The organism is Curtobacterium sp. BNK-1 (assembly GCF_048685235.1).
Lineage (GTDB): Bacteria > Pseudomonadota > Gammaproteobacteria > Enterobacterales > Enterobacteriaceae > Pantoea > Pantoea agglomerans.
The window spans coordinates 905,464-925,663 of the sequence record NZ_JBLQTJ010000001.1 but is presented as its reverse complement, the minus strand read 5'-3'; the positions used below and the strand labels follow the sequence as shown (position 1 = coordinate 925,663).

Genomic DNA, 20,200 nt, shown 5'->3' with positions numbered 1-20,200 from the left:
CGGCTGAAAGCAACCAGAATGGGCCCGCTGCGGCCCATTTTTTTTACGATTAGCGTTGTATTCACTGAAAAATTGCCGAATAAACATCCAGGCTGGTTATAAGCCAGTCAAACAGCGATTATCTGGCAAAAAACGGTAAAAAAATTGTTGACGCTGTCTGGTCAACTCCGCATAATGCGCCCCGCAACGCCGATGAAGGTAACGCGAAAAAAAAGATGGCTACGTAGCTCAGCTGGTTAGAGCACAGCACTCATAATGCTGGGGTCACAGGTTCGATTCCCGTCGTAGCCACCATCTTTTTTTGCGGGAGTGGCGAAATTGGTAGACGCACCAGATTTAGGTTCTGGCGCCGCAAGGTGTGCGAGTTCAAGTCTCGCCTCCCGCACCATTTCATTATTCGGCAGCGTGGATGGGATATCGCCAAGCGGTAAGGCACCGGTTTTTGATACCGGCATTCCCTGGTTCGAATCCAGGTATCCCAGCCAATTTCGATGATTCTCGAGGCTGAGAACGGACGAATGGGATATCGCCAAGCGGTAAGGCACCGGTTTTTGATACCGGCATTCCCTGGTTCGAATCCAGGTATCCCAGCCATCATTGAAATGCAGTACAATTTGGCTACGTAGCTCAGCTGGTTAGAGCACAGCACTCATAATGCTGGGGTCACAGGTTCGATTCCCGTCGTAGCCACCATATAATTGGGGTGTCGCCAAGCGGTAAGGCACTGGTTTCTGATACCAGCATTCCGGGGTTCGAATCCCTGCACCCCAGCCATACAAAAGACAATTTGAAAAACACCATTATTGGGGTGTCGCCAAGCGGTAAGGCACTGGTTTCTGATACCAGCATTCCGGGGTTCGAATCCCTGCACCCCAGCCAAATTGCACAACCTGGCCCGCTTTTGCGGGCTTTGTTGTTTTTGTCGTTCCCCTTCCTGATTTCCTGATTGCAGGCCCGCCGTGCGGCGAGCCGACATGCGCAATCTGCTATAACCCCAGCGCGTAGCGCAATACCTGCCGCTTCAGTACCCCGGAATGTTCGGCGGCAATCAATCCGAGATTACGTGCAAACCGCAGCGGTGCCAGCTGATTGCTGAAGGCAAAATAGAACAGATCCATGCCGCCCTGCATCAGCATATTGTCTTTACGACGTTGCCGGTGATAGCGCTGCAATACGCGCTCGGATGCCCAATCCTCCGCCGCACCGCGTGCGCTGACCAGCACATTAATCAACGCATCAATATCGCGATAGCCCAGATTCACGCCCTGCCCGGCCAGCGGATTAATGGTATGCGCGGCATCACCGACCAGCGCCAGTCCTGGCAGGACATACCGTGAAGCGTGACGCCGTACCAGCGGGAAGCCGCCCGCCGCGTGGGCTTTAAAACGTCCCAGCCGCGCCGGGAAATGGCTGGCTATCTCTTTTTCCAGCTGGGCCATCGGCATCGCCTGTAGCTGCCGGACTCTTGCAGGCGCGTCATACCAGACCAGCGAGGCCCGGTTGCCATACAGCGGCAAAAAGGCGCGCGGTCCCTGAGGCGTAAAGTGCTGCCAGGTCGCATCGCCTGCCGGATGTTCGCAGGTCACGCTGATCAGTAAACAGGATTGCGCATAGCTCCAGCCATGAATACCGATCCCGGCCATCTGTCGCACCTGAGAGTTCGCGCCATCAGCCCCAACCACCAGGCGGGCGTGTAAGGCAACGCCGTCGTTGAGGTCGATGCGCCAGCCGCCATTTTCTGGCTGCAGGTTCTCCAGTGTGGCCGGGCAATAGCAGGTCACGCCCAGCGACTGCATCTCCTCCCATAGCGCCCGCTGAAGAACGCTGTTCTCGACCATAAAGCCCAGCTCGGGCAGCCCCAGCGAGGCCGCATCAAAACTCACCTGCGCCGTCTGCCACTCCCAGGTTTCCAGCCTGCGATAGGGCGCGCTGCGCATCGCCTCTACCCGTGGCCAGACGTTGAGCTGCTTCAGCAACCCCACCGAGGATGACCCAATCGCCGAAATTCGCAGATCGGGATCGCTGTCGGCATCAAAAGGCGCGGGTTCGGCACGCTCAATCACCGCAACGCGAAAATGTTGCTGCGTCAGTCCACAGGCCAGCGCCGCACCGACCATGCCACCGCCAACAATCACTACATCAAACTGATTATCCTGCATTGCTTATGTCCCTCTCTTATTCCCGCCAGCCTGCGCAACACGGGTCTGAATAAAGCAAAGTGTACCGGAAAACCGGATTGCTGGCAGAAAAGCCCTGAGGCTGGTCACAACAGCATCAAAGCATTACAATACGCGCCCCGCACTTCACTGCACTGAATCAATGGTTAGCGCGATGACAAAAAAACTGCATATCAAAACCTGGGGATGTCAGATGAATGAGTATGATTCATCCAAGATGTCTGATCTGCTGAACAGTACGCACGGCTATACGCTGACCGAGGTTCCTGAAGAGGCGGAAATTCTGCTGCTTAACACCTGTTCTATTCGTGAGAAAGCGCAGGAGAAGGTATTCCACCTGCTGGGACGCTGGAGAAAACTCAAAGAGCGCAACCCGGATGTGATTATCGGCGTGGGCGGCTGCGTGGCGTCGCAGGAAGGTGATCATATCCGCCAGCGTGCGCCCTGCGTGGATATCGTTTTTGGTCCGCAGACACTGCACCGCCTGCCGGAGATGATCAACACCGTGCGCGGCACCAAAAGCCCGGTGGTCGACATCAGCTTCCCGGAAATCGAGAAATTTGATCGCCTGCCGGAACCGCGCGCAGACGGCCCGACGGCCTTTGTCTCCATCATGGAAGGCTGCAACAAATATTGTACTTTCTGCGTGGTGCCTTACACCCGTGGCGAGGAAGTGAGCCGTCCCAGCGATGACATTCTGCTGGAGATCGCTCAGCTGGCAGCGCAGGGCGTGCGTGAAGTTAACCTGCTTGGCCAGAACGTCAACGCCTATCGTGGTGCCACCTTTGATGGTGAAATCTGTACCTTCGCTGAGCTGCTGCGCCTGGTCGCCGCCATCGACGGTATCGACCGCATTCGCTTCACCACCAGCCACCCGATTGAGTTCACCGATGACATCATCGAGGTCTACCGCGATACGCCGGAACTGGTGAGCTTTCTGCACCTGCCGGTTCAGAGTGGATCAGACCGTATTCTGACGCTGATGAAGCGTGCTCATACCGCGCTGGAGTATAAGGCGATTATCCGCAAGCTGCGCGCGGCGCGCCCGGATATTGAGATCAGCTCTGACTTCATCATTGGTTTCCCCGGCGAAACTCAGCAGGATTTCGAGCAGACCATGAAGCTTATCGCCGAGATCAATTTCGACGTCAGCTTCAGCTTTATCTACTCTGCCCGTCCCGGCACGCCCGCCGCTGACCTGCCGGATGATGTCAGCGAAGAGGAGAAAAAGCAGCGTCTGTGGATCCTGCAGGACCGCATTAACCAGCAGGCGCAGGCGATCAGTCGCCGCATGGTGGGCACAGTGCAGCGTATTCTGGTGGAAGGCATCTCCCGCAAGAACGTGATGGAAGTCTCTGGCCGCACCGAAAATAACCGCGTGGTGAATTTCGAAGGCTCGCCTGAAATGATCGGCCGCTTTGTGGATGTTGAAATTGTCGATGTCTACACCAACTCGCTGCGCGGCAAACTGGTGCGTACTGAAGAAGAGATGGGGCTGCGCATGGCGGAAAGCCCGGCGTCCGTGATCGCCCGTACCCGTAAAGAAAATGAAATCGGCGTGAGTCTGTTCCAGCCGTGATGCCCGCTTTACTGTGCGGCAGCGCGCATCGCGTTGCCGCCAATTTCACTTTGCACCACTTGCTTTCTGAAAGTGTCGCCCAAATATCTCTCCATAAGCTTGCGCCCAGGCGTTACGGCATAAATAATTTCGTTATGGTGCATCCGGTTAAGCTTAACGGTGCGTCAGACACATCCCATAACTGGCCCTGAGTGACCCAAAGGATTCGTTTGAATATCGAAACTCGTGAAATCGCCCTTGAACCGGCTGATAACCGTCGTCTGATGAGCCTGTGTGGGCCTTTCGACGATAATGTAAAACAGCTTGAGCGTCGTCTGGGCATTAAGATCAATCGTCGCGACAACGTTTTTAAGCTGTCAGGACGTCCACTTTGCGTCAATGCCGCAGCAGATATTCTGAAAACCCTCTATGTCGATACCGCGCCTGTGCGTGGCGACATCCCGGATATCGAGCCTGATCAGATTCACCTGGCAATCAAAGAGAGCCGGGTACTGGAGCAAACCGCTGAGAGCGTGCCGGAGTATGGTAAAGCGGTCAATATCAAGACCAAGCGCGGTGTGATCAAGCCGCGCACCCCAAACCAGGCCCAGTACATCGCTAATGTGCTCGACCACGATATCACCTTTGGTGTCGGCCCGGCTGGTACCGGTAAAACCTATCTGGCGGTAGCCGCGGCAGTGGATGCGTTGGAGCGTCAGGAGATTCGCCGCATCATGCTGACCCGCCCTGCCGTCGAAGCGGGTGAAAAGCTCGGCTTTCTGCCAGGCGATCTGAGCCAGAAAGTCGACCCTTATCTGCGTCCGCTCTACGATGCGCTGTTCGAAATGCTCGGCTTCGAGCGGGTGGAAAAGCTGATGGAGCGCAACGTCATTGAGGTCGCCCCGCTGGCCTACATGCGTGGTCGTACCCTGAACGATGCGTTTATCATTCTTGATGAGAGCCAGAACACCACCATCGAACAGATGAAAATGTTCCTGACGCGTATCGGTTTTAACTCTAAAGCGGTGATTACCGGCGACGTTACCCAGATTGACCTGCCGCGTCACGTTAAGTCAGGCCTGCGTCATGCCATTGAGGTGCTGGCGGACGTTGAAGAGATCAGCTTCAACTTCTTCCACAGCGAAGATGTGGTGCGCCATCCGGTGGTTGCCCGCATTGTCACCGCCTATGAAGCCTGGGAAGCGGCCGATCAGACCCGTCGTGACCAGCAGGCCGAAGAGCGTAAACGTGAAGCACTGGCTGCACAGAGCGCCACGCAGGAGAGCAAATGAGCGAGGTGATTCTCGACCTGCAGGTCGCCTGTGACAGCACCGCTGACCTGCCTGATGAAAGCCAGTTTCATCGCTGGCTGTCAGCGGCTGTCACCCCTTTTCAGCCGGAAAGCGAAGTTACGGTGCGTCTGGTTGATGAAGCAGAGAGTCATGAGCTTAATCTGACTTATCGCGGCAAAGACAAGCCGACCAACGTCCTCTCCTTCCCGTTTGAAGCGCCGCCAGGCATTGAGCTGCCGCTGCTGGGCGATCTGATCATCTGCCGCCAGGTCGTTGAGCAGGAAGCCGCTGAACAGGGTAAAAGCGCTGAAGCCCACTGGGCACATATGGTGGTACACGGCACGCTGCATCTGCTGGGTTACGACCATATTGAAGACGACGAAGCGGACGAGATGGAAGGGCTGGAGACCGAGATAATGCTTGCTCTTGGGTATCCTGATCCGTACATTTCGGAGAAAGAAGACGCCTGAATCCTGAATTCAGTCAATCCTGCTGTCAGTACAGGCTACTGACAGCACCTATTCCTCACCAGAGAGATCTATAAAAACCGCCATGAGCGACGACCATTCTCAAAACAGCGATGCACCCAGTAGTAAAAAGGGATTTTTCTCCCTGTTGATCAACCAACTCTTTCACGGTGAACCAAAAAGCCGTGATGAGCTACTGGAGCTGATCCGCGACTCGAATAACAAAGAGCTGATTGACCAGGACACCCGCGACATGCTCGAAGGGGTACTGGATATTGCGGAGCAGCGCGTGCGTGACATCATGATCCCGCGCTCGCAAATGATCACCCTGAAACGTAATCAGAGCCTCGAAGAGTGTCTGGATGTCATCATCGAATCCGCCCATTCTCGTTTCCCGGTGATCAGCGAAGATAAAGATCATGTGGAAGGGATTCTGATGGCGAAAGATCTGCTGCCGTTTATGAGCAGCGAATCTGAGCCTTTCAGCATTGAGAAAGTGCTGCGTCCTGCGGTGGTTGTGCCTGAAAGTAAGCGTGTCGACCGGATGCTGAAAGAGTTCCGCTCCCAGCGTTACCATATGGCGATCGTCATTGATGAGTTTGGCGGTGTCTCCGGTCTGGTGACTATTGAAGACATCCTGGAGCTGATCGTCGGTGAAATTGAAGATGAGTATGACGACGAAGAAGATCGTGATATCCGTCAGCTCAACCGTCACACCTTTACCGTGCGCGCACTGACCGCCATTGAAGATTTCAACGAGGTGTTTGGCACCCAGTTCAGCGACGATGAAGTCGACACCATTGGTGGTCTGGTGATGCAGGGCTTCGGTCATCTGCCCGCTCGCGGTGAAAGCATCGAGATTGAGGGTTACCAGTTCAAGGTGGCGATGGCTGACAGCCGCCGCATCATCCAGGTTCACGTGACTATTCCGGAAAATTCGCCACAACCTCAACTGGAAGACGAATAAGTCTATGGCTTTAGCCTCACTCTACCCGCGTCAGCGGGTTCGCCTGCTGCTGGCTTTAATAACGGGTGCACTTGGCACCCTCGCCTTTTCTCCCTACGATTTCTGGCCCGCCGCACTGCTCTCGCTGTGCGGCTTACAGCTGCTGACTCTTAACCGCTCCAGCCCGCAGGCCAGCGCCATTGGGTTTGTCTGGGGTTTAGGTCTGTTCGGCAGTGGCATCAACTGGGTTTATGTCAGTGTCGCCACCTTTGGCGGCATGCCTGGCCCGGTCAATGTCTTTATCGTGGCGCTGCTGGCGGCTTATCTGGCGATCTACCCGGCGCTGTTTGCCGGCGTACTGAATCGCATCTGGCCGCGAACGACGCTGTGGCGCCTGGCGCTGGCGGCACCGGCATTGTGGCAGATCACCGAGTTCCTGCGCGGCTGGGTGCTGACCGGCTTTCCGTGGCTGCAGTTTGGTTACAGCCAGATCGATGGCCCGTTAAAAGGCCTGGCCCCACTGGCGGGCGTAGAGACGCTGACCTTCCTGCTGATGGTGGTGGCTGGCCTGCTGGCTTATGCCCTGCAACAGCGCAACGTCAGAAGTCTGGTAGCAGCGCTGCTGCTGCTGGCATTGCCATGGCCGTTGCGCTACATCCAGTGGGTTCAGCCGATGCCCGAGCGGGCCGTCGAGGTGGCGCTGGTGCAGGGAAACATCCCGCAATCGATGAAGTGGGATCCGCAGCAGCTGCTCACTACCCTGCGCATTTACAACGGTCTGAGTCAGCCGCTGATGGGCAAAGCGCCGATTATTATCTGGCCTGAATCGGCAATTACCGATCTGGAGAGTAATCAGCAGCCGTTCCTGCGTTCGCTGGATGACGAACTGCGTGAGCGCGGCAGTTCGCTGATCACCGGCATTGTGGACTCCCGGCTGGAGCAGAACCGATATCACGATTACAACACCGTAATCGTGCTGGGCGGTAAAGCGCCGTACAACTACTTCAGCGGCAATCGTTACCAGAAGAATCACCTGGTGCCGTTTGGCGAATTTGTGCCGCTGGCCGATCTGCTGCGTCCGCTGGCCCCGTTCTTCGATCTGCCGATGTCGGCATTCAGTCGTGGCAACTACCTCCAGCCGCAACTCAGCGTGGCGGGCTATAACCTGACCAGCGCCATCTGTTATGAGATCGTGCTGGGTGAACAGGTGCGGGCCAACTTCCATCCCGACACCAACTTCCTGTTGACCGTTTCGAACGATGCCTGGTTTGGTCACTCTATCGGCCCATGGCAGCACTTCCAGATGGCGAGGATGCGTGCGCTGGAACTGGGACGTCCGCTGTTGCGCAGCACCAATAATGGTGTGACGGCGGTGGTCAATGCCAGTGGTGATGTGGAAGCCATGCTGCCGCAGTTTACCCGCGATGTGCTGACCAGCAAGGTTACGCCAACGCAGGGAGAAACCCCGTATGCGCGGGCTGGCATCTGGCCAGTGTGGTCACTGACGCTGCTGGCGGCGGTGATAGCACTCCTGCGCCGTCGTCGATAACCTCCCCTCCTGTGCTCACTGAAGGCGAAGCACGTGCTTCGCCTTTTTCATGGTGACTCTCCGGTTTTTTTCACTCCCCACGCCGCACACTCTGCTGTCTTTCTAACCCATAACCTCTTTCTGGCACGATGATTGCAAAATGTTTCACTGCTTTTCGCAAACAGGCTGATTGCAGGCGCTGATGCCGGGCGGGTTGCACCAAAACAATTGACGCTGCTGCACCATTAACGCGCAGGGTGAAAAAATTGCCTTTTTTTGGTGCGTATCACCTCGCAAAAAAGAAACTTTTTTGTTTCATTGCGTTAACAATCCGCTATGTTAGTGACTCTTCTGCGCCCGTTTAAACCGCAGAATGAGCAGAAACGCAGCAGAAAACAGACACAACATCATAATCAGCGCAGGTTATATCCTGTGCCTTTTTCATACGAAGGAGTTGGAACATGCAACTACGCAAAGTGGCATTATCTCTTCTGCTGATCAGCGCAGCGGCGGGAGCGGCCCAGGCGGAAGATCTCAGCGGCACCCTGAAGAAGATCAATGACAATGGCGTCATTGTGGTCGGGCATCGCGAATCATCAGTTCCCTTTTCTTATTATGACAACCAGCAAAAAGTCGTCGGCTACTCACAGGCTTACTCAAACGCCATCGTTGAAGCGATTAAAGCAAAGCTGAACAAGCCTGATCTGCAGGTCAAAATGATCCCGATCACCTCACAAAACCGTATTCCGCTGCTGCAAAACGGCACCTACGATTATGAGTGTGGCTCGACCACTAATAACCTTGAGCGCCAGAAACAGGCCGCCTTCTCAGACACTATTTTTGTTATCGGCACCCGTCTGCTGGTTAAGAAAGATGGCCCGATCAAAGATTTCGCTGACCTGAAAGGCAAAACCGTAGTGGTGACCTCAGGTACCACCTCTGAAGTGCTGCTGCACAAACTCAACGACGAACAGAAACTGGATCTGCGCATCATCAGCGCAAAAGATCACGGTGACTCCTTCCGTACGCTGGAAACCGGTCGTGCCGTGGCCTTTATGATGGATGATGCCCTGCTGGCAGGCGAACGCGCCAAAGCCAAAAAGCCGGACAACTGGGAAATTCTGGGCACGCCACAGTCAAAAGAAGCCTATGGCTGCATGCTGCGTAAAGATGATCCGCAGTTCAAAGCGCTGGTGGATGAAACCATTGCTAAAGCCCAGACCTCTGGCCAGGCAGAAAAATGGTTCGACACCTGGTTCAAACAGCCGATTCCACCAAAGAACCTGAACATGAACTTTGAGCTCTCTGATGACATGAAAGCGCTGTTCAAAACACCAAATGATAAAGCACTGAATTAACAACAAAATACCCAATGGATTTCAGATTGCATTGAGGCAGCAGAAAAATGACTCCCGATGAGCCTACTCCGGTAAGTGATTCGGGTGAGTGAATGTAGCCAACAAAAATGCAGCCTGAAAGACGACGGGTATAACAAGGGCGGCCTGGCTGCCCTCTCGATTGCTGAAACCGCGGCATGGACAGACAGACTGACACGGGTCGTTCCCCTGAGTCAGGAAATAAAACGCCGTTCATCAATCTTCAGGGTAGCTTAGCTACCCTTTTTTTCCGGAGCTCGTTATGGGTATCGATTGGAACTGGGGCATATTCCTCGAACAGGCCCCGTTCGGTAACACGACCTACCTCGGCTGGCTGTGGTCCGGTTTTCAGGTGACGATTGCCGTCTCCTGCTGCGCCTGGATTATCGCCTTCTGCGTGGGTTCATTTTTCGGCATTCTGCGCACCGTGCCTAATCGCCTGCTGTCGACCATTGGCACCTGCTATGTCGAACTGTTTCGTAATATCCCACTGATCGTCCAGTTCTTCTTCTGGTATCTGGTGGCGCCCGAGCTGGTGGGCGAAAAGCTTGGCATGTGGTTTAAGTCTGAGCTGGATCCCAACATTCAGTTCTTCCTCTCCTCGATGATCTGTCTTGGCCTGTTTACCGCCGCCCGCGTCTGCGAGCAGGTGCGCGCAGCGATTCAGTCACTGCCGAGTGGACAGAAGAATGCCGGTCTGGCGATGGGATTAACCCTGCCGCAGACCTATCGCTATGTGCTGCTGCCGAATGCGTATCGCGTGATTGTGCCGCCGATGACCTCGGAAATGCTGAACCTGGTGAAGAACTCCGCTATCGCCTCCACCATAGGTCTGGTCGATATGGCGGCGCAGGCGGGCAAACTGCTCGACTATTCTGCCCACGCCTATGAATCCTTTACCGCCATTACGCTGGCCTACGTTGCGATTAACCTGGTGATTATGTTGTTGATGAGTCTGGTCGAGCGCAAAGTCCGGCTGCCAGGCAATGCGGGAGGCAAGTAATGTACGAGTTTGACTGGAGTTCGATTACACCCAGCCTGCCCTATCTGCTTAATGGCTTAGTGATCACCTTTAAGATCACGATTACCGCCGTGGTCTTCGGCATCCTGTGGGGCACTCTGCTGGCGGTGATGCGCCTGTCGACGTTTAAGCCTATCAGCTGGTTCGCTAAAATTTACGTCAACCTGTTCCGCTCGGTGCCGCTGGTCATGGTGCTGCTGTGGTTCTATCTGGTCGTGCCGAGTTTTCTGCAGCAGGTGCTGGGCCTGTCGCCCAAAACGGATATCCGACTGATTTCAGCCATGGTCGCCTTTTCGCTGTTCGAAGCGGCGTACTACTCTGAAATTATTCGCGCCGGCATCATCAGTATCTCGCGTGGACAGGGCAGTGCGGCTCTGGCGCTGGGCATGACGCAGTGGCAGGCAATGCGACTGATCATCCTGCCACAGGCGTTTCGCGCCATGGTTCCGCTGTTACTGACGCAGGGTATCGTGCTGTTCCAGGATACCTCGCTGGTTTATGTCTTAAGCCTGGCGGACTTCTTCCGTACCGCGTCCACCATTGGTGAGCGTGATGGCACCCAGGTTGAAATGGTTCTGTTTGCAGGTCTTGTCTACTTCGTTATCAGCCTGAGCGCATCGCTGTTGGTCAGCTATCTAAAAAGAAAAAGGACGGTTTAAATGATTAGCCTGAAAAATGTTTCTAAGTGGTATGGTCACTTTCAGGTGCTGACCGACTGCTCAACCGACGTCAAAACCGGTGAAGTGGTGGTGGTGTGCGGCCCGTCCGGCTCCGGTAAATCAACGCTGATCAAAACGGTGAACGGCCTTGAGCCGATTCAGCAGGGCGTGATTGCGGTGAACGGCACCGAGGTGAATAACAAAAAGACTAATCTTGCGCAGCTTCGCAGCCAGGTCGGGATGGTGTTCCAGCACTTCGAGCTGTTTCCGCATCTGAGCATTATCAACAACCTGGTTCTGGCGCAGGTGAAAGTGCTGAAGCGCGACAAAGCGGCAGCCCGCGATAAAGGGCTGAAGCTGCTGAAGCGTGTGGGTCTTTCCGCCCATGCTGAGAAGTTTCCCGGCCAGCTCTCAGGTGGTCAGCAGCAGCGTGTGGCGATTGCGCGAGCGCTCTGCATGGACCCTATCGCGATGCTGTTTGATGAACCCACCTCCGCGCTGGATCCGGAAATGATCAACGAAGTGCTGGATGTGATGGTTGAACTGGCACAGGAAGGGATGACGATGATGGTGGTGACCCATGAGATGGGCTTCGCCCGTAAGGTTGCCAATCGCGTGATCTTTATGGATGAAGGGAAAATTATCGAAGACACCAACAAAGATGACTTCTTTAATAACCCACAGTCTGAGCGCGCTAAAGATTTCCTCGCAAAAATCCTGCACTAAACCTGACGAACAGGCGGGTCACCCAGGGTGGCCCGCTTCATTTAGCTACGCCGCACTATCAGGGTTCAAACGGCTGACGCTGGAACTGATCGTTGCCGCATTCCGGACAACGTGACAGCGTTTCAGGCGTGTAGATTGCCCGGGTGAACTGGCATTTCTCACAGACCAGATTGCCCAGCCCCACCACTTCCCCGCTCTGATAAACCCCGTGATGATGCAGATCCTGGAAGACCTCTCGCCACTCCAGCTGACTTTTATCGGTGATATCCGCCAGCTCTTTCCAGACGCTCTCGCGGATGATGCGCATAAACAGTGAGTCCGCCAGCGGTTCTTCCACATCGGTGTAGCTGCGTGCAAACTCGCCCAGATCACGGCGCACTGAGCTGAGCGCCTGGTCAATCTCCTGTTCCGTCATATCATCACGCACCAGCAACTGGCTTCGTCGCCCGGCAATCAGCTCATCAAGGTTACGATCGCCCTGACGAAGACGTTCGGTCAATACGGCTAACGACTCGCGATATTCCTGAGCCACTTTATTCATTTTGTTCTCCTTTATGCAGACCCTCGCTGAACTAAGTTTAGTCGTAATGTTGCTTTTGCCGTGTCGTCTGTACAGTGAATTACAAAAGGGTGAAGGCTCTGACGCTTTCGGCAGAAATCGTGCCGGCAAAAGTGGGAAGTGTTGTTGATACGCGGCCTTATGGGTATGCTATGCGGATCTTAGAGCCAGAAAAATGTTTTTCATAAAGGACCACAGGCAGCCATGCAAGAGCAATACCGCCCGGAAGAAATTGAATCCCGTGTGCAGCAGCACTGGGATGAAAACGAAACGTTTAAAGTGACTGAGCAGGAAGGTAAAGAGAAATACTATTGCCTCTCCATGTTGCCCTATCCTTCTGGCCGCCTGCACATGGGCCACGTTCGTAACTACACCATCGGCGACGTAATCGCGCGTTATCAGCGTATGCTCGGCAAAAACGTACTACAGCCGATTGGCTGGGATGCTTTCGGCCTGCCTGCGGAAGGCGCTGCGGTGAAAAACAACACCGCTCCGGCGCCGTGGACTTACGACAACATCGCCTACATGAAAAACCAGCTCAAACTGCTGGGCTTTGGCTATGACTGGAGTCGTGAACTGGCAACCTGCCAGCCAGAGTACTATCGCTGGGAACAGTGGTTCTTTACCAAACTGTATGAAAAAGGCCTGGTCTATAAAAAGACCTCTGCCGTGAACTGGTGCCCGAACGATCAGACGGTGCTGGCGAACGAGCAGGTGATCGACGGCTGCTGCTGGCGCTGCGACACCAAAGTTGAGCGTAAAGAGATCCCGCAGTGGTTTATCAAAATCACCGATTATGCGGAGGAGCTGCTGAACGATCTGGATACGCTGGAAGAGTGGCCTGAGCAGGTCAAAACCATGCAGCGTAACTGGATTGGCCGCTCTGAAGGTGTCGAAATCACCTTCGATGTGGCTGACAGCGAAGAGAAGGTCACTGTCTACACCACCCGCCCGGATACCTTTATCGGCGCAACCTATGTTGCCGTTGCCGCAGGCCATCCGCTGGCGACCCAGGCGTCGGTCAATAATCCGGCGCTGGCTGACTTTATCGCTGAATGTCGCAATACCAAAGTGGCTGAAGCCGATATGGCGACCATGGAGAAGAAAGGCATGGCGACCGGCCTGTCTGTTGTTCATCCGCTGACCGGCGAGCTTATCCCGGTCTGGGTTGCCAACTTCGTACTGATGGAATATGGCACCGGTGCTGTGATGGCGGTTCCGGCGCACGATCAGCGCGACTGGGAGTTTGCCACTAAATATGATCTGCCGATTAAGCCGGTCATCCTGAATCTGGATGGTTCCATTCCTGATGTCAGCATCGCGGCGATGACTGACAAAGGTGCGCTGTTCAACTCAGGTGAGTTTAACGGCATGGATCACGCCACCGGTTTTAACGCCATTGCGGATTCGCTGGCGGCAAAAGGCGTGGGCGTGCGTAAAGTGAACTACCGCCTGCGCGACTGGGGTGTCTCCCGTCAGCGCTACTGGGGTGCCCCTATCCCGATGGTGACGCTGGAAGATGGCACCGTTATGCCTGCACCAGAAGACCAGTTGCCGGTGATCCTGCCGGAAGATGTGGTGATGGATGGCATTACCAGCCCAATCAAAGCGGATCCGGAGTGGGCTAAAACCACGGTAAACGGCCAGCCAGCCCTGCGTGAAACCGACACCTTTGACACCTTCATGGAGTCTTCCTGGTACTACGCGCGTTATACCTGCGCCAGCTACAAGGAAGGCATGCTGGATCCGGCAGCGGCAAACTACTGGCTGCCGGTCGATCAGTATGTGGGCGGTATTGAACACGCCATCATGCACCTGATGTATTTCCGCTTCTTCCACAAGCTGCTGCGTGACGCGGGCCTGGTGAACTCCAATGAGCCAGCCAAACGTCTGCTGTGCCAGGGCATGGTGCTGGCTGACGCCTTCTACTACCTTGGTGCCAACGGCGAGCGTAACTGGGTTTCACCGGTTGACGTTGAGGTTGAGCGGGATGAGAAAGGCCGCATTGTTAAAGCCACAGACACGCAGGGCCGCGAAGTGATCTACGCGGGCATGAGCAAAATGTCGAAGTCGAAAAACAACGGCATCGACCCACAGCTGATGGTTGAGCGTTACGGCGCGGATACCGTGCGTCTGTTTATGATGTTTGCTTCACCGGCGGATATGACGCTGGAGTGGCAGGAGTCGGGCGTTGAAGGGGCGAACCGCTTCCTGAAACGTGTCTGGAAGCTGGTCTTCGAGCATACACAGAAAGGTGCGACCGTGGCACTGGATGTGGAGAGCCTGAATGACGAGCAGAAATCGCTGCGTCGCGATCTGCACAAAACCATCGCCAAAGTGGCGGATGATATTGGCCGTCGTCAGACTTTCAACACCGCCATTGCGGCGATCATGGAGCTGATGAACAAACTGGCACGCGCCCCGCAGGAAAGCGAGCAGGATCGCGCCCTGATGCAGGAAGCGCTGCTGGCCATCGTCCGTCTGCTCTATCCGTTTACCCCGCACGCCTGCTATGTTCTGTGGCAGACGCTGGGTGGCGAAGGCACTATCGATGAAGCGAGCTGGCCGGTTGCGGATGAAGCCGCTATGGTTGAAGATTCGCTGCTGGTAGTGGTTCAGGTTAACGGTAAAGTGCGCGGTAAAATCACCGTGCCAGCCGATGCAACACAGGAACAGGTTCAGGCACGCGCTGCGCAGGAGCATCTGGTAGCGAAGTATCTGGACGGCGTGACTATCCGTAAAGTCATTTATGTACCGGGCAAACTGCTTAACCTGGTCGTAGGTTAAGTTCAGGAGGAACTGTGCGACATCCGATTATCAGGCTGTTTGTCATGCTGGCGGTGGTGATCACCGCTGGCTGTGGTTTTCATCCGCGCGGCACCACTCAGGTGCCCAGCGAACTGAAAACCCTGATTGTTTCAACCGGCGATCCTTATGGGCCGCTGGCGCGTACTGTGCGTCAGCAGCTGCGTATCAACGATGTCAAAATTGTTGAAGACAGCAAACAGAATCGCACCGATATTCCAACGCTGCGCCTGGGGCCTGAATCCTCGGGCCGTAACACGGCTTCGGTCTTTATCAGCGGCACCACTGCCGAGTATCAGCTGGTGATGACCCTCACCGCACAGGTGCTGCTGCCGGGCAAAGGTATCTATCCTATCAGCACCACGGTTTATCGGTCATTCTTCGATAACCCGAACGCTGCGCTGGCAAAAGATGCCGAGCAGGATCTGATTACGCAGGAGATGCGTCAGCGTGCTGCTGAACAGCTGGTACGTAAACTGCTGACGGTACACGCCGCGCAGATCAACAGCAAAGAGACCTTACCGGCGTCAGTGATTCCGGTGCCGGGTCAGGGTTCACAGGAAGCGCCCACTTCCTCTGCTACCAGCCTGCAATGATCAGGATTTATCCTGAGCAACTCAGCGCGCAGCTCCGTGAGGGGCTGCGCGCCTGTTATTTGTTAGCCGGTAACGAACCGCTGCTGCTGCAGGAAAGTTCAGATGCGATTCGCGTCGCCGCAACCGCGCAGGGATTCGAAGAACATTTTAGTTTTACGCTGGATGCACAGACTGACTGGGAGAGCCTGTTCGTCAGTTGCCAGTCACTGAGCCTGTTTGCTCAGCGTCAGACCATGACGCTGCAATTTCCCGATAATGGCCCTAACGCCGCGATGGCAGAACAGCTGGTTAAGCTGTCGCAGTTGCTGCACGCCGATATTCTGCTGATCTGCCGGATGGCGAAGCTGACCAAAGCGCAGGAAAACAGCGCCTGGTTTAAAGCGTTGTCCGCCTCTGCGGTACTGGTGCCCTGTCAGACGCCTGAACAGGCGCAACTGCCACGCTGGGTCGTTAATCGTGCTAAGGCGCTGAAGTTATCGGTAGATGACGCGGCCGTGCAACTGTTGTGTTACTGCTATGAAGGCAATCTGCTGGCGCTGGCGCAGGCGCTGGAGCGGCTCTCGCTGCAGTGGCCCGACGGCAAGCTGACCCTGCCCCGGGTTGAAGAGGCGGTCAGTGATGCCGCGCACTTTACTCCTTTCCACTGGGTGGATGCCCTGCTGGCGGGAAAAAGCCGCCGCGCCCTGCATATTCTGCATCAGCTGGAGAAAGAAGAGAGCGAAGTGGTGATACTGCTGCGTACGCTGCAGCGTGATCTGCTGACGCTGCTGCATCTGCAACGCCACCAGACAGCGCAGCCGCTTCGCACGCTGATGGATCAGCAGCGCATCTGGCAGAACCGCCGCGCGCTGTTTACCGACGCGCTGCAACGACTGGATGCCACGCGTCTGCAACGCGCCATTCATCTGCTGAGTCAGATTGAAATCACCCTGAAGCAGGATTATGGACAGCCGGTGTGGCCGCAGTTACAGACCCTGACGCTGCTGCTCAGCAGTCGTGCTTTTCCGACGAGCTTTGCCCATGTCTGAGTTACACGCACTGTTTGGCGGCACCTTTGATCCGATTCATTTTGGCCATCTGCGCCCGGTCGAAGCGCTGGCGCAACAGACCGGCCTGCAGCGTGTAACGCTGCTGCCCAACAATGTGCCGCCGCATCGTCCGCAACCGGAAGCCAGCGCTGCCCAGCGGGTTGCTATGCTGCGCTGCGCTATCCGCGACCTGCCGCTGTTTGAGATCGATACCCGCGAGCTGGAACGCGACACGCCGTCCTGGACCGTGACCACCCTGGAAGCCTGGCGCACCGAACGCGGTGCAGAGCAACCGCTGGGATTTATTATTGGTCAGGATTCATTGCTGAGCTTATCAAAATGGCATCGCTGGCAGGATCTGCTGTCACTCTGCCATCTGCTGGTGTGCCAGCGCCCCGGCTATCCGACCCGGTTCGACTCGCCTGACATGCAGCGCTGGCTTGAGCAACACCTCGCTCAGGATATCCGGCAGCTGCATCAGCAGCCCGCAGGCCATATCTGGCTGGCGGACACCCCTCTCTATGACATTTCGGCCACTGAAATTCGCCGCCGTCGCCACCAGAATCAGCCCTGCGACGATCTGTTGCCCGCTGCGGTTATCGATTATATCGACCGCGAAGGCTTATATCGCGACTGATCCGGGTATGCTATACTACGCCGCTTAATTTTTTGGCTGCACTCTCCGGGCTTACAGCCGGCTCGTTACCACCAGATTCCAAGGGGAACCTTTTGCAAGGTAAAGCACTCCAAGAGTTCGTTATTGATAAGATTGATGATCTCAAAGGCCAGGACATTGTCACCATCGACGTTCAGGGCAAATCCAGCATCACCGATTTCATGATCATCTGCACCGGCACCTCCACGCGTCATGTGACTTCGATCGCAGAACACGTAGAGCAGGAGTCGCGTTTAGCAGGCCTGATGCCATTAGGCATTGAAGGTAAAAGCGCGGCAGACTGGGTCGTGGTCGATCTGGGTGATGTCATCGTGCATGTGATGCAGGAAGAGAGTCGCCAGCTGTATGAGCTGGAAAAACTCTGGGGCTAATCGGTGAAACTGCAACTTGTTGCCGTCGGCACGAAAATGCCTGACTGGGTGCAGACCGGTTTTATGGAATATCTGCGCCGCTTCCCGAAAGATATGCCGCTTGAGCTGACCGAAGTGACCGCAGGTAAACGCGGTAAAAATGCTGATATCAAACGCATTCTTGAAAAAGAGGGTGAAGCGATGTTAGCGGCGGTCGGCAAAGGCAATCGCATCGTTACGCTGGATATTCCTGGTCATCCGTGGGAAACCCCGCAGCTGGCACAGCAGATTGAACGCTGGAAGCTGGATGGTCGCGATGTCAGCCTGCTGATTGGCGGGCCTGAAGGCCTGGCCCCCGCCTGTAAAGCGGCGGCAGAGCAGAGCTGGTCACTGTCAGCATTGACGTTGCCCCATCCGCTGGTGCGCGTGCTGGTAGCCGAAAGTCTGTATCGGGCCTGGAGCATAACGACAAATCATCCTTATCATCGTGAATGACCGATCAGCCCACATCAGACATGACAAGTAGCGGATGAAATTACAAAGCAACGCCTTTCGCGATTACAGCGCCGAACAGAAACTCTTTGTCCGTCGGGCCTTTATCGCCTTCGTCGGTATCTTACTGCTCTCTTCAGTACTGGTGGTTAACCTTTACCACCTGCAGATCCTTCGCTTTGATGATTACAGCACCCGCTCCAACCAGAACCGTATCAAACTGGTGCCTGTGGCCCCCAGCCGCGGCATAATTTACGATCGTACCGGCACGCCGCTGGCGCTGAACCGCACCATCTATCAGGCAGAACTGGTTCCGGAAAAAGTAGATAATCTGCAACAGACCCTGGAAAACTTACGCCCGATTCTTGAGCTGACTGACGACGACCTCGAAAACTTCCAGAAAGAGCGTAAACGCTCGCGTCGGTTCACCTCTATCCCGGTTAAAACCGGTCTGAATGACGTGCAGGTCGCGCGCTTTGCGGTCAATCAGTACCGCTTCCCCGGCGTGGAAGTTAAAGGTTACCAGCGCCGCTACTACCCTTACGGTGCCACGCTGACGCATGTGGTCGGCTACGTCTCAAAAATCAACGATCGTGACGTTGCACGCCTCGACAAAGAGGGCATATGGCCTAACTACGCCGCGACGCACGACATCGGTAAGCTGGGCATTGAAGCCTATTACGAAAATTTGCTGCACGGCAAAACCGGCTTTGAAGAGGTTGAGGTCAACAACCGTGGCCGGGTCATTCGCCAGCTGCATGAGGAGTCCCCTCAGGCAGGCCGTGATATCTATCTGACTATCGATCTCAAACTGCAGCAATATGTCGAGACCCTGCTGGCGGGCAGTCGCGCGGCCGTCGTGGTCAGCGATCCGCGCACCGGCGAAATCCTCGCCATGGTCTCAACGCCAAGCTATGACGCCAACATGTTTGTCGACGGTATTTCCAGTAAGGATTACCGCGGCCTGCTGGAAGATGAAAACCGTCCGCTCTATAACCGTGCGATTCAGGCTGCCTATCCACCGGCTTCGACGGTTAAACCTTATGTGGCGGTCTCTGCCCTGAGTGCTGGCGTGATTAACCGTAATACCAGCCTGTTTGATCCCGGCTGGTGGCAACTTCCTGGTTCAGAAAAACGCTTCCGCGACTGGAAAAAATGGGGCCACGGACGTCTGAACGTCACCAAAGCGCTGGAAGAGTCTGCCGATACCTTCTTCTATCAGGTTGCCTATGACATGGGTATCGACCGGCTGTCGGAGTGGATGAATAAATTTGGTTACGGCAGCCGTACCGGCATCGATTTACCGCAGGAGAGCGCCGGTAACATGCCGACCCGTGACTGGAAACAGAGACGCTTTAAAAAGCCGTGGTATCAGGGCGATACCATTCCGGTGGGGATCGGACAGGGTTACTGGACCGCCACGCCGTTGCAGATGAACAAAGCGATGATGATTCTGATCAACGACGGCGTCGTCAAGGTGCCCCATATGCTGCGCGCCACCCGCGAAGGCCGCACCCTGGTGCCCTATCGCCAGCCGCCTGAAGCCCCGATTGGTGATATCCATTCCGGCTACTGGGAAATTGCCAAAGATGGCATGTATGGCGTGGCGAACCGGCCCAACGGCACCGCGCACAAGAGCTTCGCCGATGCGCCCTATAAAATCGCCGCTAAGTCCGGTACGGCTCAGGTCTTTGGCCTGAAAGAGAACGAAACCTATAACGCCCATAAAATTGCTGAACGATTACGCGACCATAAATTAATGACCGCGTTTGCCCCTTATGACAAACCTCGGGTCGCCGTGACCATTATCCTGGAAAACGGTGGCGCCGGTCCGGCTGTCGGCACCGTCATGCGCCAGATTCTGGATCACATTATGTTGGGTGATAACAATACAGTCCTGCCGGACGCCGCTCCTGTGCCGCCCGGTTATGAAGGTGAATAAAC

At 55.5% G+C, this 20,200-nt stretch carries 18 protein-coding genes and 7 tRNA genes; 23 read left to right on the top strand and 2 right to left on the bottom strand.

What is annotated here, in order from left to right; all coding sequences use genetic code 11:
- The first annotated feature begins 217 nt into the window (after positions 1 to 217).
- The 7 genes from ACMGGP_RS04440 to ACMGGP_RS04410 all read left to right on the top strand — a co-directional run bounded on the left by ACMGGP_RS04440 (position 218) and on the right by ACMGGP_RS04410 (position 879).
- Positions 218 to 294: transfer RNA gene (locus ACMGGP_RS04440), tRNA-Met, on the top strand.
- Between the two features lie 9 nt (positions 295 to 303).
- Positions 304 to 388, top strand: a tRNA-Leu gene (locus ACMGGP_RS04435).
- A gap of 22 nt (positions 389 to 410) precedes the next feature.
- Positions 411 to 485: transfer RNA gene (locus tag ACMGGP_RS04430), tRNA-Gln, on the top strand.
- A 34-nt stretch (positions 486 to 519) separates the two neighbouring features.
- Positions 520 to 594, top strand: a tRNA-Gln gene (locus tag ACMGGP_RS04425).
- Between the two features lie 22 nt (positions 595 to 616).
- Positions 617 to 693, top strand: a tRNA-Met gene (locus ACMGGP_RS04420).
- Positions 694 to 699: 6 nt separating this feature from the next.
- A tRNA-Gln gene (locus ACMGGP_RS04415) sits at positions 700 to 774 on the top strand.
- A gap of 30 nt (positions 775 to 804) precedes the next feature.
- Positions 805 to 879: transfer RNA gene (locus ACMGGP_RS04410), tRNA-Gln, on the top strand.
- A 107-nt stretch (positions 880 to 986) separates the two neighbouring features.
- On the opposite strand, the gene ubiF is transcribed toward ACMGGP_RS04410, so the two are convergent.
- Complete coding sequence (gene ubiF, locus ACMGGP_RS04405; protein ID WP_022626049.1) at positions 987 to 2,159, bottom strand: 3-demethoxyubiquinol 3-hydroxylase; 1,173 nt, start codon at positions 2,157 to 2,159, stop codon at positions 987 to 989.
- Between the two features lie 172 nt (positions 2,160 to 2,331).
- On the opposite strand from ubiF, the gene miaB reads away from it, so the two are divergent.
- The 9 genes from miaB to ACMGGP_RS04360 all read left to right on the top strand — a co-directional run bounded on the left by miaB (position 2,332) and on the right by ACMGGP_RS04360 (position 11,750).
- Positions 2,332 to 3,756, top strand: coding sequence for a tRNA (N6-isopentenyl adenosine(37)-C2)-methylthiotransferase MiaB (miaB, locus tag ACMGGP_RS04400; RefSeq protein ID WP_498798209.1), 1,425 nt, complete (start codon positions 2,332 to 2,334; stop codon positions 3,754 to 3,756).
- Positions 3,757 to 3,965: 209 nt separating this feature from the next.
- Complete coding sequence (locus ACMGGP_RS04395) at positions 3,966 to 5,027, top strand: PhoH family protein (RefSeq protein WP_498798208.1); 1,062 nt, start codon at positions 3,966 to 3,968, stop codon at positions 5,025 to 5,027.
- A complete protein-coding gene (ybeY, locus tag ACMGGP_RS04390) occupies positions 5,024 to 5,497 on the top strand; it encodes an rRNA maturation RNase YbeY (RefSeq protein ID WP_010671280.1) in 474 nt (157 codons plus the stop codon). Before ACMGGP_RS04395 ends, ybeY begins: the two co-directional genes overlap by 4 nt.
- A gap of 82 nt (positions 5,498 to 5,579) precedes the next feature.
- The gene (gene corC, locus ACMGGP_RS04385; RefSeq protein WP_008925004.1) at positions 5,580 to 6,461 is read left to right on the top strand and encodes a CNNM family magnesium/cobalt transport protein CorC; all 882 of its coding nucleotides are present in this window, start codon (positions 5,580 to 5,582) and stop codon (positions 6,459 to 6,461) included.
- Between the two features lie 4 nt (positions 6,462 to 6,465).
- Complete coding sequence (gene lnt, locus ACMGGP_RS04380) at positions 6,466 to 7,989, top strand: apolipoprotein N-acyltransferase (RefSeq protein WP_010258955.1); 1,524 nt, start codon at positions 6,466 to 6,468, stop codon at positions 7,987 to 7,989.
- A 440-nt stretch (positions 7,990 to 8,429) separates the two neighbouring features.
- Positions 8,430 to 9,326, top strand: a complete 897-nt coding sequence (locus ACMGGP_RS04375; RefSeq protein WP_010258958.1) for an amino acid ABC transporter substrate-binding protein — start codon at positions 8,430 to 8,432, stop codon at positions 9,324 to 9,326.
- A 280-nt stretch (positions 9,327 to 9,606) separates the two neighbouring features.
- A complete protein-coding gene (locus tag ACMGGP_RS04370) occupies positions 9,607 to 10,347 on the top strand; it encodes an amino acid ABC transporter permease (RefSeq protein ID WP_010258960.1) in 741 nt (246 codons plus the stop codon).
- On the top strand, positions 10,347 to 11,024 hold the full coding sequence (gltK, locus tag ACMGGP_RS04365) for a glutamate/aspartate ABC transporter permease GltK (RefSeq protein WP_010258961.1): 678 nt from the start codon (positions 10,347 to 10,349) through the stop codon (positions 11,022 to 11,024). The genes ACMGGP_RS04370 and gltK overlap by 1 nt, the downstream gene beginning before the upstream one ends.
- Entirely contained in the window at positions 11,025 to 11,750 is a 726-nt protein-coding gene (locus ACMGGP_RS04360) for an amino acid ABC transporter ATP-binding protein (RefSeq protein WP_010258962.1), read from the top strand.
- Between the two features lie 58 nt (positions 11,751 to 11,808).
- Here ACMGGP_RS04360 and ACMGGP_RS04355 read toward each other — a convergent pair whose 3' ends face one another.
- Positions 11,809 to 12,291 carry a zinc ribbon-containing protein gene (locus ACMGGP_RS04355; RefSeq protein ID WP_010258963.1) on the bottom strand — a complete coding sequence of 161 codons (483 nt, stop codon included), beginning with the start codon at positions 12,289 to 12,291 and terminating at the stop codon, positions 11,809 to 11,811.
- A gap of 222 nt (positions 12,292 to 12,513) precedes the next feature.
- Here ACMGGP_RS04355 and leuS point away from each other — a divergent pair, with 222 nt between their 5' ends.
- The 7 genes from leuS (at position 12,514) to mrdA (ending at position 20,198) form a co-directional block, all read left to right on the top strand.
- Positions 12,514 to 15,096: a leucine--tRNA ligase gene (gene leuS / locus ACMGGP_RS04350; protein WP_010258964.1), complete on the top strand. Its 2,583-nt coding sequence runs from the start codon at positions 12,514 to 12,516 to the stop codon at positions 15,094 to 15,096.
- Between the two features lie 14 nt (positions 15,097 to 15,110).
- On the top strand, positions 15,111 to 15,710 hold the full coding sequence (gene lptE / locus ACMGGP_RS04345; protein WP_010258965.1) for an LPS assembly lipoprotein LptE: 600 nt from the start codon (positions 15,111 to 15,113) through the stop codon (positions 15,708 to 15,710).
- The gene (gene holA, locus ACMGGP_RS04340; RefSeq protein ID WP_010258966.1) at positions 15,707 to 16,738 is read left to right on the top strand and encodes a DNA polymerase III subunit delta; all 1,032 of its coding nucleotides are present in this window, start codon (positions 15,707 to 15,709) and stop codon (positions 16,736 to 16,738) included. The genes lptE and holA overlap by 4 nt, the downstream gene beginning before the upstream one ends.
- Positions 16,731 to 17,375: a nicotinate-nucleotide adenylyltransferase gene (gene nadD / locus ACMGGP_RS04335; protein ID WP_022626055.1), complete on the top strand. Its 645-nt coding sequence runs from the start codon at positions 16,731 to 16,733 to the stop codon at positions 17,373 to 17,375. The genes holA and nadD overlap by 8 nt, the downstream gene beginning before the upstream one ends.
- 92 nt (positions 17,376 to 17,467) lie before the next feature.
- A complete protein-coding gene (gene rsfS, locus ACMGGP_RS04330; protein ID WP_010258968.1) occupies positions 17,468 to 17,785 on the top strand; it encodes a ribosome silencing factor in 318 nt (105 codons plus the stop codon).
- A 3-nt stretch (positions 17,786 to 17,788) separates the two neighbouring features.
- Positions 17,789 to 18,259 carry a 23S rRNA (pseudouridine(1915)-N(3))-methyltransferase RlmH gene (gene rlmH / locus ACMGGP_RS04325; protein WP_010258969.1) on the top strand — a complete coding sequence of 157 codons (471 nt, stop codon included), beginning with the start codon at positions 17,789 to 17,791 and terminating at the stop codon, positions 18,257 to 18,259.
- Positions 18,260 to 18,293: 34 nt separating this feature from the next.
- Complete coding sequence (gene mrdA / locus ACMGGP_RS04320) at positions 18,294 to 20,198, top strand: peptidoglycan DD-transpeptidase MrdA (protein WP_010258971.1); 1,905 nt, start codon at positions 18,294 to 18,296, stop codon at positions 20,196 to 20,198.
- The last annotated feature ends 2 nt before the right edge of the window (positions 20,199 to 20,200 follow it).

Bases quoted from the DNA above. Each gene is read 5' to 3' on its own strand.
- ACMGGP_RS04355 (WP_010258963.1), bottom strand. From the start codon at position 12,291: ATGAATAAAGTGGCTCAGGAATATCGCGAGTCGTTAGCCGTATTGACC.
- nadD (WP_022626055.1), top strand. From the start codon at position 16,731: ATGTCTGAGTTACACGCACTGTTTGGCGGCACCTTTGATCCGATTCAT.
- lnt (WP_010258955.1), top strand. From the start codon at position 6,466: ATGGCTTTAGCCTCACTCTACCCGCGTCAGCGGGTTCGCCTGCTGCTG.
- miaB (WP_498798209.1), top strand. From the start codon at position 2,332: ATGACAAAAAAACTGCATATCAAAACCTGGGGATGTCAGATGAATGAG.
- ACMGGP_RS04370 (WP_010258960.1), top strand. From the start codon at position 9,607: ATGGGTATCGATTGGAACTGGGGCATATTCCTCGAACAGGCCCCGTTC.
- ubiF (WP_022626049.1), bottom strand. From the start codon at position 2,159: ATGCAGGATAATCAGTTTGATGTAGTGATTGTTGGCGGTGGCATGGTC.
- holA (WP_010258966.1), top strand. From the start codon at position 15,707: ATGATCAGGATTTATCCTGAGCAACTCAGCGCGCAGCTCCGTGAGGGG.
- ACMGGP_RS04360 (WP_010258962.1), top strand. From the start codon at position 11,025: ATGATTAGCCTGAAAAATGTTTCTAAGTGGTATGGTCACTTTCAGGTG.
- leuS (WP_010258964.1), top strand. From the start codon at position 12,514: ATGCAAGAGCAATACCGCCCGGAAGAAATTGAATCCCGTGTGCAGCAG.
- mrdA (WP_010258971.1), top strand. From the start codon at position 18,294: ATGAAATTACAAAGCAACGCCTTTCGCGATTACAGCGCCGAACAGAAA.
- ybeY (WP_010671280.1), top strand. From the start codon at position 5,024: ATGAGCGAGGTGATTCTCGACCTGCAGGTCGCCTGTGACAGCACCGCT.
- corC (WP_008925004.1), top strand. From the start codon at position 5,580: ATGAGCGACGACCATTCTCAAAACAGCGATGCACCCAGTAGTAAAAAG.
- gltK (WP_010258961.1), top strand. From the start codon at position 10,347: ATGTACGAGTTTGACTGGAGTTCGATTACACCCAGCCTGCCCTATCTG.
- ACMGGP_RS04375 (WP_010258958.1), top strand. From the start codon at position 8,430: ATGCAACTACGCAAAGTGGCATTATCTCTTCTGCTGATCAGCGCAGCG.